At 62.0% G+C, this 14339-nt stretch carries 13 protein-coding genes; 11 read left to right on the forward strand and 2 right to left on the reverse strand.

The features are described 5' to 3' along the window. The first annotated feature begins 266 nt into the window (after nt 1-266). The 9 genes from A9D14_RS14735 to A9D14_RS14775 all read left to right on the forward strand — a co-directional run bounded on the left by A9D14_RS14735 (nt 267) and on the right by A9D14_RS14775 (nt 11370). Entirely contained in the window at nt 267-3017 is a 2751-nt protein-coding gene (locus A9D14_RS14735; protein ID WP_232469065.1) for a LuxR C-terminal-related transcriptional regulator, read from the forward strand. Nucleotides 3018-3159: 142 nt separating this feature from the next. Beyond that, entirely contained in the window at nt 3160-4029 is an 870-nt protein-coding gene (gene kce / locus A9D14_RS14740) for a 3,5-dioxohexanoate:acetyl-CoA acetone transferase (RefSeq protein ID WP_463054481.1), read from the forward strand. A 105-nt stretch (nt 4030-4134) separates the two neighbouring features. Further along, nucleotides 4135-5136 (forward strand): LLM class flavin-dependent oxidoreductase, encoded by a 1002-nt coding sequence (locus A9D14_RS14745; RefSeq protein ID WP_066849550.1) that lies wholly within the window; start codon nt 4135-4137, stop codon nt 5134-5136. Between the two features lie 6 nt (nt 5137-5142). Continuing rightward, nucleotides 5143-7455, forward strand: a complete 2313-nt coding sequence (gene cofH / locus A9D14_RS14750) for a 5-amino-6-(D-ribitylamino)uracil--L-tyrosine 4-hydroxyphenyl transferase CofH (RefSeq protein WP_066849552.1) — start codon at nt 5143-5145, stop codon at nt 7453-7455. 22 nt (nt 7456-7477) lie between these two features. Further along, the gene (gene npdG, locus A9D14_RS14755) at nt 7478-8128 is read left to right on the forward strand and encodes an NADPH-dependent F420 reductase (protein WP_066849556.1); all 651 of its coding nucleotides are present in this window, start codon (nt 7478-7480) and stop codon (nt 8126-8128) included. 2 nt (nt 8129-8130) lie between these two features. Beyond that, the gene (gene cofE, locus A9D14_RS14760) at nt 8131-8886 is read left to right on the forward strand and encodes a coenzyme F420-0:L-glutamate ligase (RefSeq protein WP_066849559.1); all 756 of its coding nucleotides are present in this window, start codon (nt 8131-8133) and stop codon (nt 8884-8886) included. Further along, nucleotides 8883-9809 (forward strand): 2-phospho-L-lactate transferase, encoded by a 927-nt coding sequence (gene cofD / locus A9D14_RS14765; protein WP_066849563.1) that lies wholly within the window; start codon nt 8883-8885, stop codon nt 9807-9809. The genes cofE and cofD overlap by 4 nt, the downstream gene beginning before the upstream one ends. Then, nucleotides 9809-10372 carry a 2-phospho-L-lactate guanylyltransferase gene (cofC, locus tag A9D14_RS14770; protein ID WP_066849566.1) on the forward strand — a complete coding sequence of 188 codons (564 nt, stop codon included), beginning with the start codon at nt 9809-9811 and terminating at the stop codon, nt 10370-10372. The genes cofD and cofC overlap by 1 nt, the downstream gene beginning before the upstream one ends. Before the next feature lie 77 nt (nt 10373-10449). Next, nucleotides 10450-11370, forward strand: coding sequence for a TIGR03619 family F420-dependent LLM class oxidoreductase (locus tag A9D14_RS14775; RefSeq protein ID WP_066849569.1), 921 nt, complete (start codon nt 10450-10452; stop codon nt 11368-11370). 19 nt (nt 11371-11389) lie between these two features. Here A9D14_RS14775 and A9D14_RS14780 read toward each other — a convergent pair whose 3' ends face one another. Both A9D14_RS14780 and A9D14_RS14785 read right to left on the reverse strand, forming a co-directional pair. Next, complete coding sequence (locus A9D14_RS14780) at nt 11390-12205, reverse strand: SDR family NAD(P)-dependent oxidoreductase (protein WP_232469067.1); 816 nt, start codon at nt 12203-12205, stop codon at nt 11390-11392. Nucleotides 12206-12207: 2 nt separating this feature from the next. Next, entirely contained in the window at nt 12208-13359 is a 1152-nt protein-coding gene (locus tag A9D14_RS14785; protein ID WP_083988089.1) for an oxidoreductase family protein, read from the reverse strand. Nucleotides 13360-13525: 166 nt separating this feature from the next. Between A9D14_RS14785 and A9D14_RS14790 the strand changes: the two genes are divergently transcribed. Continuing rightward, nucleotides 13526-13918 (forward strand): nuclear transport factor 2 family protein, encoded by a 393-nt coding sequence (locus tag A9D14_RS14790; RefSeq protein ID WP_066849571.1) that lies wholly within the window; start codon nt 13526-13528, stop codon nt 13916-13918. After that, nucleotides 13915-14337 carry a limonene-1,2-epoxide hydrolase family protein gene (locus A9D14_RS14795; RefSeq protein WP_066849574.1) on the forward strand — a complete coding sequence of 141 codons (423 nt, stop codon included), beginning with the start codon at nt 13915-13917 and terminating at the stop codon, nt 14335-14337. Before A9D14_RS14790 ends, A9D14_RS14795 begins: the two co-directional genes overlap by 4 nt. The last annotated feature ends 2 nt before the right edge of the window (nt 14338-14339 follow it).

Raw genomic sequence — 14339 nt, forward strand, 5'->3', positions numbered from 1 at the left:
AAAGAGCGGCGGCGCCATTTCTGACCGTGAGGTTGGTGATGGATGCGGCCGGGGCGAATGCGGGTGTCATGCGCGGATTCTCGCGTTCGTCCGCTGCCGGACGAATTCCCGCAGGGAATGGCGCACTCCCGCCAATTTGAAATTCATATCCCAACTCCCGCTGCCGCAAGATCATCGTCCTGCACGCCGATAGCTTTATCGGATTGTGGGGTTATCGCCGCCCAAGCGCATCACAACCTATCTGCGGATAGGAAATCGGGCTTGCCATGATGGATGCGCTGCACGATAACAGCGGCATTGCCGGCATACGACCGGCAGGGAGAGGCGAAGAGGCTGGCCACATGGGCTTAGTGCAGACCACGATCGTGCCGCCGCGTTCGGCGCACGCGTATGTGAAACGGGCAAGGATCGAAAGCCTGGCGGAAAAGATCGCCGGCTATCGCGCAGTCACGGTTATCGCTCCGGCCGGTTTCGGGAAGACAACCGCCATGCTGCGATGGGCCGATCTGCTGGCCGAACGAGGGCGATCCGTTCTTTGGATCGCGGCGCGCGCCGGTGTGGACAGTCTCGACACCTTTCTCGAGGCACTGTCCCAGGCCTGTGTCGTGTCGGGTCTTGGCATCGCTTCCAGCGATCCGCGTGCATGGTTCGTCGAGCTTGCCAAGCGATCGGGCGCGGCGCCGATCCTGTTCATAGACGATGCCCAGTTGCTGCCCCGCGAAGTGCATGATTTCGTCGAGCAGCTGATTTTCAGCTCACGCGACGGGTTGACGACCGTCATGGCGTCCCGGGGCGAAAATGACATCAATCTCGCTCGCCTGAGATCGCTGGGATACCTGATGGAAGTCAGGATGGCGGACCTGTGTTTCGATACAGAGGAAGCAAGCAGCCTGCTGAGGCAGGAAATTGGGGCAGAGCCGACTGCGGCGCAGATCCAGCGCATGATAATGGATACACAGGGCTGGGCCGCCGGCCTGATTCTTGCCTCCCAGACGTGGCACAAGGATAGTTTGCACGCGGAAATGCCTGAACGGGCGGCCAGTCGGCTGCGTTACGAATATGCGAGCTATTTCCACGAGGAAGTGATCGAGGGACTTCCGCAGGAATTGCGGAACTTCATCATCGACACCTCGATCCTGAAAGAACTTTCGCCGTCGGCTTGCGCTGCGGTGATCGGCCAGAGCGAAGCGCGCAAATATCTCGACGAGGCTTTCGAGCGCGGGCTCTTCCTGATCGAACTGGACCGCGAGCAGGGCGAATATCGCCACTACAAGCTGTTCCGCGATATGGTTCTGGGGCGGCTCATGAAGCTGGCACCTGAACGCGCAGCCGAATTGCACCGGCGCGCCAGCCGCTTCTACGCAGAAACCAGCAATTATCACCTTGCACTGGAGCATGCCGAGCAAAGTACCGATCAGGAATTTCTCGCGTCGCAGATCGAAACCCTAGCCGAACAGATGATCTATGCCGGGCTGATGCAGCGGCTTGACGAACTGGCTAGCCGGTTGCCGTGGCAGGTGGTCGAGGACAAGCCGTCGATCCTGCTGGCCATGTCGTGGCGGCGCAGCAGGCGACTGGCATTCACGTCCGCCGAACGCCTGATCGAAGCGGCGGAAAAAGCCATCGAAGATAAGATGGATGCCGGCGAACTGGATGACTACGCAGCGCGACAGCTGGATTTTCATGTGCGCCACCGCAAGGTCATGTTGCACGCCGCACGCGACGACATGGTCGCGGTAGAGGAGGAATGCGGCCCGCTGTTGGCCGATCTGGGTGACGATCATCCATATCTCAGCTGTACCCTGCTGGCACAGCTGCTTTCCGCCCGTCGTGAGCTGTTTCACTTCCACGACATGCTTCGACTGGAAGGTGAATTGCGCAAGGCATTGGCGCGACCGGGTTCAGCCTTCGCATCGATTGCGCTCAAGTCGTCGGTCGCGCCTACGCTCGTCGCACAGGGCAAGACGGAAACCGCAAAGCAGTTCCTGCATGAAGCGCAGGAAATCGCGCGCCAGCGTGAAAGCGAGGTTTCGGGGCTAGGCGCGCTGCCGGCACTTCCGTTGGCCGAGATATTATACGAATGCGGCGAACTGGACGAGGCAGCCAGGCTGGTCGACCAGTACATGCCTTCTATTCGACAATGGGGCTTCGTCGATCAAGTCGCGTCGGGATATCTCGTGCGCGCCCGGCTGGCGGCCGCCGATGGCGACCTCGCTTCGGCGCTTTCGGTGCTGGAGGAAGCGCATCTTGTCGCGATCGAATGCGGGCTCGACCGTTTGCGGGCCATGGTCGTATCGGAACAGGTACGCATTTTGATCAAGAACGGGCAGCTGGAACAGGCCGAAACGCTGTTCTATTCCTGCGACCTGGTGGGCGAAGGAGAACCTGTCCCCACGCTGAATCCGTCGCGGCTCAACGAATGGCTGGCTATTGCCTGGCTGCGGATTGAAATGCACCGGTTCAGGCTGGTGCGCTCGCGCAAGGTGGCGAAGCGCTGGCTGGAACTGGTGCGCCGCCGGGGCGCCATCCGTTCCGCCCTGTCGTTCGAACTGCTGCTGGCCGAAATTGCGGTACTGGCAGGCAACCGCTCGGAAGCGCGCCGTTCAGTGCGCGCTGCCGTGGAACTGGCCGAGACCGGCGGCTGGCTGCGCCCGTTCCTCGACGAGGGGGAAGCGATTGCTGCGCTGATCGTCGACGCCTATGGGACTGGCCCGATCCTCGACGATCCGGTCGACAGGTTTGCCCATGGGTTGGTGAAGCTGCTCAAGGGAAATCCGCAGATCGATCAGGACGAAGAGGACGATGACGAGTTCGGCCCCAGCGGCGGCCTGTCGCTGCGCGAGATCGAGATCCTCACCCAGGTGAGCGGCGGCCTGCGCAACAGGGAAATCGGTGACCGGCTAGGCCTGACCGAAGGCACAGTCAAATGGTACATGCAGCAGATCTACGACAAGCTGGGCGTTCGCCGCCGTCCGCAAGCCGTTCTGCGGGCAAGGCAGCTGGGCATTTTGTCCTGACACCCTATCGAAGGTTAGATTACGCCCGGTACCGCACGTCCTACCGCAGGGGAAACTATAGCATTTCTGGCGGGAGTATTCTGTGGCCAAGGGTAAGGTAATCATCAGCTGCGCGGTGACCGGCGCGATCCATACGCCGAGCATGTCGCCGCATTTGCCGGTGACCGCTGACGAGATTGCGGAAGCGGCCATCGGCGCGGCTGACGCGGGTGCGGCCATCATTCATTTGCACGCCCGCAATCCCAAGGACGGGCGTCCGGACCAGAATCCCGATCTCTACGAACCCTTCCTCAAGGTCATCAAGCAGCGGACCGATGCGGTGCTGAACATCACCACCGGCGGCCATCCCTCGATGACGCTGGAAGAAAGGCTGAGGCCGGCAACGCGTTTCGCGCCTGAAGTCGCCAGCCTCAACATGGGTTCGATGGGGTTCGGCCTGTTCCCGATGCTGACCCGCTACAAGGACTGGAAATACGACTGGGAGCCGGCCACGCTTGAGGCATCTCGCGACCTTGTATTCAAGAACACCTATAAGGATATCGAAGGGCTGCTGGAACTGCTTTCCCCGCTGGGCACGCGGTTCGAGTTCGAATGCTATGACACTAGCCATCTGTACAACCTGGCGCATTTCCTCGATCGCGGGCTGGTGAAGGCTCCGCTGTTCGTTCAGACTTGCTTCGGCATCCTCGGCGGCATCGGCAGCCACCCTGAAGATATCCAGCACATGAAGCGCACGGCGGACAGGCTGTTTGGCGACCAGTACGAATGGTCGGTGCTGGGCGCCGGCGCACGGCAGATGAGCATCGTCGCCATGGCTGCGTCGATGGGCGGCAATGTTCGCGTGGGCCTTGAAGATTCGCTCTGGGCCGGTCCGGGCCGACTGGCGGAAACCAACGCCGAACAAGTCGCGACCGCAAAAGCCATCGTAGAGGGTATGGGCCTGTCCGTGGCAACGCCTGACGAAGCGCGCCAGATCCTTGACCTCAAGGGCGCCGACCGGACCAATATCTGAGCAGGAAATGATCCACGCAGGACCAGGACGCTATAGGGAACGCGGCGATAGTCAGCGCAGTCACGTTGCGCCGCCGGCCCGTTGCGTTTGCTGGGGGCGAGGCCGATGAAGCTGGGTATCTGTTCGATGTGGGGCACCTCGCTGGACTTGTTCCGCAGCGAGGTGAGGCTGGCGGCGGAGCTGGACTATGATCTGGTCACGGTCGGGGATTCGCCGGCCGGCTGGCATGAAATGGTCACCTCCATGACATTGGCGGCACTTGAAGCGCCCAAGGCGCGGATCGGCTCGCTTGTGACATCGCCGTTCATGCGCCACCCGCTCGTCGCGGCGAGTGCCTTTGCCACCATCGACAAATTGACGGGCGGGCGGGCGGTCATGGGATTTGCGACAGGGGGCAGCACGGTCCTGGCCGTGGGGCGCGCACCGGCCACGCAAAAGGAAGTGCGGGCCGAACTTGTCGCCCTGCGCCAGCTTTTCGCCGGCGAGGAGATCGAGTGGGAAGGGCGGCCCGTCAAATCGCTTCGCTTCGCGCGCAAGGTTCCGATCTATTATTCCGCTTTCGGCCCAAAGGCTCTCGCGCTTGCAGGAGAGCTTGCCGATGGGGCCATCCTGTTTGCAGGTGACCAGAGCCTCGATGCACTGGAGCAGAGGATTGCTGAGTTGCGCGTTGCCGCCGCCAGGGCGGGCCGCGATGCCGATGCGCTCGACATCTGGGTGACCAGCTATATTTCGGTGCGAGAGCATCGGCAGCAGGCCATCGACGACCTGAAGGCTTTTATTGCCGTCAATGCGATGGCCTTTCGTACGCCCGAGACGTTGGCGATGCTGCCCGATAATGTCCGCCCGCTCGTCCAGGCTTTTCAGGCACGTTATGATCCATCGGAACATGTCGTGGTCGGCGGACGCAACGTTCGGCTGATGGACGAGATGGGGCTCACCGAATTCCTGCAGGATTTCGATACGATCGCGGGACCTGAAGACCACGTGGCAGGGGTCATGGCCAGGATGGAAGCGATGGGTGTTTCCACGCTTATCGCCGCGCTTCCTGGGCATGCCGATCCGCTCACCACGATCCGCGGCCTCGCAGCCGCAAGAAAGAGAATGTAACGCGATATGGCATATTGGTGGAACAGGACCGAAGCGCGCGATTGGCTGGACAGGCTGGAGCGTTTCTCGCTGGACGAACTGGCCGCAGAGGCCGAGGCCAAGACGATTGCGGCGCATGGCGCGGTGGTCACCTATTCGCGCAAGGTTTTCATACCGCTGACGAAATTGTGCCGCGATGTCTGCCATTACTGCACGTTCGCTCACCGCCCGTCGCAACTGACGGCGCCATTCCTCGAACCGGAAGAAGTGCTTGAGATCGCCCGCGCGGGCGAACAGCGCGGTTGCCGCGAAGCATTGTTCACTCTGGGCGACCAGCCCGAGGCCCGCTATTCCGCCGCGCGCCGGTGGCTGGACGAGCGCGGCTTCGCCAGCACGCTGGATTATCTGGCGCATGTCGCCTCGCTCGTCCTCGAAGAAACGAGCCTTCTGCCGCATCTCAACCCCGGGATCATGACGGCTGCCGACTACGAAAAGCTGCGTCCGGTCTCGGCTTCGATGGGATTGATGCTGGAAAGCACGTCGGAACGGCTGTGCGGCAAGGGAATGCCGCATTACGGGTCTCCCGACAAGATACCGGAAGTCCGCCTGCAATCCCTGCGCGATGCTGGCGAGGCAAAGGTGCCCTTTACCACCGGCCTGCTGATCGGGATTGGCGAAACGCGGCTGGAACGGGTGGAGGCACTGCTTGCGATCCGCGATCTGCATGCGCGCCATGGCCATATCCAGGAAGTCATCATCCAGAACTTCCGCGCCAAGCCCGGGACGCTGATGGCAGCAACGCCCGATATCGGGCTCGACGAACATCTCTGGACGATAGCCGCTGCCCGCTTGATACTTCTGGCGGAAATGGTGGTGCAGGCACCGCCCAACCTGCAGCCGGGACAGCTGGGCAAGCTTATCCGTGCGGGCGTCAACGACTGGGGCGGGGTTTCGCCGGTCACGCTCGACCATGTGAACCCCGAAGCGCCCTGGCCACATCTTGAGCAGCTGGAGACCCAGACCGAGGAGGCCGGACGGCACCTGCGCCAGCGGCTTGCCATCGGCCCGGCATTCGCTCGTGCACCCGGATTGTGGACGGACGAGGCGCTTCAGCCGCGCATTCGAAGGGCCACCGATGCGCGCGGATTACCGCGTGACAGCGACTGGCATCCCGGCACCGGCGGGGCGATACCGGAAAGGCCGCTATCCATCGGTATCGGAGGGGACAAGGAAATCCGCATAGCCCTGGGCCGGGTCGAGCACGGCGAGGAGCTCGGCGCGTTCCACATCGAAAGGATGTTCGGGGCCGAAGGCCGCGATTTCGAGCGGATCTGCCGCGTTGCCGACGAGCTGAGGCATGACCGGGTGGGCGACAATGTCACCCATGTGATCAATCGCAACATCAACTATACCAATATCTGCCTTTACCGTTGCGGCTTCTGCGCCTTCTCCAAGGGCAGCACCAAGAGCGAGCGCGGCCCGGCGTATAATATCGACCATGCCGAAATCGCCCGCCGCACGGTTGAGGCGCGCGAACGCGGCGCGAGCGAGGTGTGCCTGCAAGGGGGCATCCACCCGAGCTATGACGGCAACACCTATCGCGGGATCGTGCAAGCGGTAAAGGATGCGGTGCCGGACATGCATGTGCACGCGTTCTCGCCGCTGGAGGTGCATCACGGCGCCACCACACTGGGGCTGGATTACGAAGATTACCTCGCTTCGCTCAAGGAATGCGGGCTGGCAACCTTGCCGGGGACGGCGGCTGAAATCCTGTCAGATGATATCCGCGACATCATTTGCCCCGACAAGCTTTCGACCGGCGAATGGCTGGCGGTGATGCAGGCGGCACACAAGGTGGGGCTGAAGACAACATCCACCATCATGTTCGGCCATGTCGAAACCTATGCCCACTGGGCCACGCATCTGCTGCGCCTGCGCGAATTGCAGATGGAAAGCAGCGGCTTCACCGAATTCGTGCCTTTGCCTTTCGTCCATATGGAGGCACCGAACTGGCGCCGCGGGCAAACCCGTTCCGGCCCGACATGGCGCGAAACAGTGCTGATGCATGCCGTGTCGCGGATTGCGCTGGACGGTGCCATTCCGAACATTCAGGTCAGCTGGGTAAAACTGGGTCCGGAGGGGGCGGCCCACATACTTCAGGCAGGTGCCAACGATCTGGGCGGGACGCTGATGGACGAATCGATCACGCGCGCTGCGGGCGGGGTGAACGGACAGGAATTCGGTGTTCCCGAAATGCGCGCGCTGGCCCATGGCATCGGTCGCCGCCTGCAGGAACGCACCACGCTTTACGGTCTGGCCGCGGGCGAGACCGTCGCATAATTTGACAGGATTGGATTAGTTTATGAGCCAGACGATCGCAGTAGTCGGCGGTACGGGCAATCTCGGCAGCGCCATTGCATGGCGGCTTGCCAAGGCAGGGCATCAGGTGATCATCGGATCGCGCTCTGCCGAAGCGGCCATTGCCCGGGCAGAGGAACTCGGCCATGGGCTGACCGGCATGGCCAATGCCGATGCGGCGCAGGCGGGCGACATCGTGTTGGTCACCGTGCCGTTTTCCGCCCAAGCGGCGACGCTGGCCGATATCAAGCCGCATGTCGCCGGCAAGATCGTCGTCGATACCACTGTCCCGCTCGTTCCGCCCAAGGTGATGCGCGTCCAGTTGCCTGAAGAAGGATCGGCAGCGATATGCGCCAGCAATCTGCTGGGCGACGATGTCCGGTTGGTCGCGGCGTTCCACAATGTCGCGGCGCATCGCCTGGCAGAGGATGGCTTTGTCGATTGCGACATTCTGGTGTTCGGCGACGACAAGGCGGCACGTGCCGAAGTTGTCGCGCTGGCAGAAGCCATTGGGCAACGCGGCATCCATGCCGGCCCGCTGGTCAACGCGGCGGCGGCCGAGGCGATGACCTCGCTGCTGATTTTCATCAACAAGAACTACAAGGTCGATGGCGCCGGAATTCGCATCACGGGCGAATTGAACGCCCCCGATTGACGATGTTCAGCGTATTTCCCGTCGGCGACTTGCCGGAATTCCATGGTGGCGATGACCTGCCTTCCATACTGGCCGACCGCCTTGCCCAGGGCGACCCCGGCCTTGCGCCCGGCGATATTCTTGTCGTCACGCAAAAGATCGTTTCGAAATCGGAAGGCCGGATGGTCGCGCTTTCGTCGGTCAATATTAGCGACGGCGCGCGCGATCTTGCCCGCCAAACCCATAAGGACCCCGCGCTGGTCGAGATGGTACTGCGCGAATCCAGCGACGTGGTGAGAGCGGTGCCCAACGTACTGATAACGCGGCACCGGCTTGGCCATGTGATGGCGAATGCCGGCATCGATGCTTCCAATCTGGGTACATGTGGCGAGGAAAAGGTGCTTTTACTGCCCGAAGATCCCGATGCCAGCGCGGCCCGCATAGCCGATGCATGCCACGCCCGAACGGGCATCAGGCCTGGTGTCATCATCTCCGACAGCTTTGGCCGTCCATGGCGGATCGGGACGACCAATGTGGCGATCGGCGTGGCTGGTCCCCCCGCCGTGATCGATGAGCGAGGCAAACCCGACAGGGACGGGCGGATCATGCAGGTGACGCAAATCGCCTTCGCCGATGCCGCAGCCGGGGCGGCTGGGCTTGCGATGGGCGAGGGCCCCGAGGGCTTGCCGGCCTGCGTGCTGCGCGGCCTGCCATGGCAGCACGGCGACCAGACCAGCCGGAACCTGCTGCGTCCGGCGGGGGAGGATTTGTTCCGATGAGCGCACGTGTCACTGTCCTGACCGGAGGCGTGGGCGGCGCCAAGCTGGTCGAGGGCTTGCAGCAGATCGTGCCCGGCACTCACCTGACGGCGATCGTGAACACTGGCGATGATTTCGAGCATTTCGGCCTGCCGATCTCGCCCGACATTGATACCTTGCTCTACACGCTGGCGGGGCTGTCGAATGTCAGCCTGGGCTGGGGCCGCGAAGGCGAGACATGGTCGTTCATGGCCGCGGTAAAGAGCCTTGGCGGCGAGGACTGGTTCAACCTCGGCGATGGCGACCTCGCGCTGCATGTCTTGCGCCGCATGGCCAAGGACGCGGGCCAGCCTTTGTCTGAAATCGTGCGGGGTTTTGCCCGCCAATGGGGTCTTGGCCTGACGATCCTGCCGATGAGCGACGATCCCGTCGCGACATGGGTGAGAACGGACGAAGGATTGCTGCCTTTCCAGCGCTATTTCGTGGCGCGGCGGTGCGAACCGCGCGTCAATGCGATCCGCTTAGAAGGTGCTGATGCTGCCTTGCCGGCACCGGGCGTGGTGGCGGCCATCGAAGCGGCCGATATGATCCTGATTGCGCCATCCAATCCTTGGCTCAGCATCGATCCCATATTGGCGGTTCCCGGCCTGCGGCAGGCGCTGGAACGCAGGAATGCGCCGCTTGTGGCCGTGTCGCCGCTGGTGGGCGGAAAAGCGGTCAAGGGGCCGACGGCCAAGCTGATGGGCGAACTTGGCCTTTCGGTGACGAACCAGACGATTGCCGAACATTACGGCGAACTGCTGGACGCGATGCTGGTGCACGAGGGCGATCCACAGCCTTCCGGGCTTTCTTTTGCTGAAGCCGACACGCTTATGAACACGGCGCGGGATCGGCACCGCGTTGCGATCGCCGCCATGGATCTCGCCGAACGACTGACGCGCTGATGGCATGGACGGCGCTGGTCCCGATCCGCACCGGCCCTGCGGGAAAGTCGCGATTGAAAGGCGTGCTGGATGCAGACGCACGCGGGCGCCTGGCATTGGACATGGCTCGGCACGTGATCGACGTTCTGGCGCAATGTCCGGGAATCGACCGGATCGTCGTGCTTTCGAACGAAGCCTTCGACCATCCTGCGGCCGTGTGGGCCAAGGACGGCGGGCAGGGGCTGAATGCCGAGATTTCGGCGTTTCGGAACGGTTTCGGTGCGTCGCCGCTACTTGTGATCCACGCAGACCTGCCCTTGTTGGCTCGGGACGATGTCGATGCGCTGCTTGATGCTGCGACCCGCCATGGCGCTGCCTTGGCCACGGATCGCCTGGGGCAGGGCACCAATGCATTGGCACTGGCTGACGGTCGATCGTTCTCGTTCCAATTCGGGCAGGGCAGTCGCATTCTTCACTGCGGCGCGGATGTTGCCATGCCGGTACTTCAGCGGACGGGTCTGTCAGCCGATCTCGATACGCCTGCCGACTTGGAGTTCCTGCAGGAACGGGGATTGCGTGTCTAAACCGCCTTTCTTCCGGCAGGTAAGTTGACTGCGCCGGACTGTTACCCGCCCGGTACACCAGCGCAGGAGAGGCAGTCATGAAACTGAGTATCGGTATCCCCAAAAGCATGAAGGTTGCCGCCATGGTCCAGCCATGGGAGGAACCGCTGACCGGAGCCGATGTCGGGGAACTGATGGCAGTCGCGGACCGGCTCGGCTTCTACAAATGCATGCTGGGTGAACATTTCATCATTCCCAAGGAACACATCGAACTGTCGGGCGACTGGTATTTCCACACCGCCGTGGCGCTGGGTTTTTATGGCGGGCAGACGAAGAACCTGCGCCTTGCATCCTCGATCTCCATCCTGCCGCTGCAAAGCCCCATCGTGCAGGCCAAGGCATGGTCGACGCTCGACTGGCTAACGGGTGGTCGGGCAGAGCCGATCTTCGGCGTCGGCTGGCTGAAAGAAGAATTCGACATGCTGGGCGTGCCGTTCGAAAAACGCGGCGCGATGGCGGATGAATATATTGCGGCGATGATCGAACTCTGGACGCAGGACGATCCGGAATTCGAGGGCGAATTCGTCAGCTTCAAAAATTGCGGTTTCGCACCCAAGCCGCTTCAAAAACCGCACGTGCCAATCTGGTTCGGCGGCGATGCGCCTGCGGTTCAGCGGCGGGTGGCGAAGTTCGGCAATGGCTGGTCGCCGTTCCGTACACCGCCCGAAAGCTTTCCCGACTGCATCGACTACATCAAGTCACAACCGGAATATGACGGTCGGCCGCTGGAGATGTTTTTCGCCCTCGAAATGCTGAACGTCGGTGCGCATCATGAAATTCTGGATGATGCCCGTGCGCCGGGGACCGAGGACAAGCAGAAGATCATCGACCAGATCGGATGGCTGAAGGAACTGGGTATTACCGAAACCATCGTACCCTTGCCGCCGGGCCTGTCCGGCAAGCAGGCATGGATCGACCGCCAGCACTGGGTTGCCGAGGAGATCATGCCGGCAATCTGACCGATAGCGTTTCGTCCCGTTACCCCGGCATGGCTGCGAACATGTCCAGCATGTCGGCGTAATGGGGCTGGTGGTGGGCGATGCCGCCATCGGCCGAGATGATCTGGGCGGTGACAAAGCCCGCAAGATCCGACGCCAGCCACAGCACGGCGCCCGCGATATCATCCGCAACGCTTTCGCGGGGCAAAAGCACGTGGCGCTGGATCATGGCGAGCTGGTGGTCGGTCATTTGCGCGCGCGCCACGGGGCTGAGCACAAGGCCGGGAAGCACCGCGTTGCAACGGATATTGGCCCGCCCGAACTGCGTGGCCGTATTGCGGGTCAGCGCATTTACCGCGGCCTTGGACGCGCTATAGGCGGGATTGAGCACATCGCCGAGCAGCGAAACGCCCGAGCTGGTGTTGATGATCGAACCGCCGCCCGCGGCGATCATGTGCGGTACGACATGCTTGGTCACGAACATCGTCCCGCGCACATTGATGTCGAAAGCGGCATCCCACACTTCCGGATCCATTTCGGCCAGAGAAGCGTCGCGCATCATCTGCTGGGCGCCGGTGTTGGCGGCATTATTATGCAGGATATCGATCCTGCCGAATTCGTCGATCGTCGCCGCCACCATAGCAGCGACGCTGGCTTCATCGCCCAGATCGACCTTCAAGGCGATGGCCTTGCCTCCGGCTTCTGCAATGCCAGAGGCCACCCGCCGCGCGCCTTCCTCGTTGATATCGGCAACCGCGACCGACGCGCCGTTCGCAGCCAGCATGCGGGCGCAGGCTTCCCCGATATTCGCACCGCCGCCGGTAACTATGGCGATCTTGCCCTCGACCAGACCCATTCTTATTCTCCTAATAGCTGCCACGTGCCGTAATCCTCGGCAGCCGTGAAGAAGCGTTCGTTCATGGGAAGGCCGTTCTGCCCCCACTCATCGAGATTGGCGGCCCAGGCTTGCAATCCGTACATCACGAAAAGCCGCGTCTGCTCCCATGCCTCGTCAAAGTCGGGAACCCCCTGCGCGCCGGTCGCGATCAGATATTCGCGATATTGCTTCACCATGTCCTTGTGATGCTTGCGGCGCTCTTCGATGCTGAGCGCGCCGATCACGAAATAGGTCAGGTCGCGCCATGGGCGGCCGCGCCGGACCAGCTGCCAGTCCAGCCAGAGCCGGTCGCCGTCGGGCAGGATATAGGTATTGCCCTGATGGCAGTCGCCCAGCACGATACAATGCGGCGCATCATAGGCCCGCTCAAGCTCACCCAAACGGTCAAATGCGCGTTCCAGCTTGCGCGGATCGTCAAGGTAATGCTGCGGCGCGACGGCGCGGAAAGCAGGGTCCGCCAGATTGGCTTCGATCCATTGCCACATGATCCGCACCTGATCGCTGTCGACGGGTGTGTCCATTTGGGTCTGGAGCCATGGGGCATTGGCGGTGCTGATCTTGTCGCTTCCCCAAAGGCTGCCATGCAGCGTGGCAAGGCCTTCGAGATTGTCCATGATCATGTCGACGCCATTGGCATCGGTACTGTGCCCGAACTTGCCGCCGCGCTGCACTAGATCTTCCAGCACCACGAAGCCATGCGCACTGCCGTCATCGTCCCAGTCGGCGTAATAGCATTTTGCCGTCGGCACTTTCATTTCGTCGATCAGGAAGTGGTAGAAGCGCGCTTCGACGGCGTGGATATCGACATTGTCGAACGATCCCGACCAGTTCGCCTTCATGCAGACATGCTCGGGCAGTCCTGCGGCCTTGCCCGCATCGTTCCAGTCGACTTTAACGCGCCATTTCGTCGTGTGGCTGTTGAGCAGTTGGACGGTTTCCACGCTGTGCGCCGCAACGCCCGGATATTTATAGCTCATCATCCTGCCCAGCCACTCGGCGTCGACATCCTCCAGCCTTGTCGGCAGCTTGTCCGTGCGGGCGGGATAGGGACGCGGCACGCAATTCGTGTCGACGACTGTACTCTTATATTGGGCGGGGGCGTGCGGATCCATGGGTCAGCTCCTTGCGATCTGTCTGTTTTCGAACCTGCGGCGCGATGGGCGGCATGTTCCTCTCTTGCCCTCATGCTTCGCAGAGCACCTGATGGAGCAACCTGTCCAAGGAAAGGGGCGGGACGGGCTGGGCAGGGTGATGAAGCGGCGACGGAGAGAGACCGAAATGGCCCAGAACGAACAGAACAAGGATATCGTGCGACGCTTCCTCGGCGCGGTCGAAGCGGGCGAGCTTGAGGTGATCGAGCAATTGCAGGCGCCAGATTGCACATGGTGGATGATCGGATCGGGCGAAATATCCCGGAAAGCCTATACCGACGCAGTAAAGGGCATGCTGCTGACCGCTTCGCACCGCAAGGTTCGCATCGTGGGCATGGTCGCGGAAGGCGACACGGTCGCAGCAGAGGTGCGCTCGGAAATGCATTTCGGCGACCGGGTCTATGCCAATGAATATCACGATCTGTTCGTGATCAGGGACGGGTTGATCGTCCACGGACGCGAATATTTCGATACCGGCAAGGTCGCTGCCTTTTTCGGCGCGCAGGAAGGTTTGGCATGAACGCCGAGACCGTCGTCAGGCAATTCCTCGCCCTGTTCCACACCAGCAAGCTGGACGTGGGGGCAGTGCGCGCGATGCTGGCTGACGATGCCCAGTATAAGCCGGTCGTGCCGATCGCTCCGGTAAGGCAGGGCGCGGACGCCATCTGCGAGGAGCTGGAGCGACAATACGAACTTTATGACGAATGCGCCTGCGATATTCGCAAGGTCGCGGCTTCGGGATCGACCGTTTTCACGGAACGGGTCGATACATGCCGGCAGTTGAAGGACGGGCGGGAAACCACCACCCATGTCGTCGGCGTGTTCGATCTGGATGATGCCGGCAAAATTGTCTGGTGGCGGGAATATTGGGACGGTCTCGATTGTGCGGGTCAGTTGGGGATCGACGACAAGGCCATGCGATCGATCATGTGTGCGTGAAG

Source organism: Croceicoccus marinus (assembly GCF_001661675.2).
Taxonomy (GTDB): Bacteria; Pseudomonadota; Alphaproteobacteria; order Sphingomonadales; family Sphingomonadaceae; genus Croceicoccus; species Croceicoccus marinus.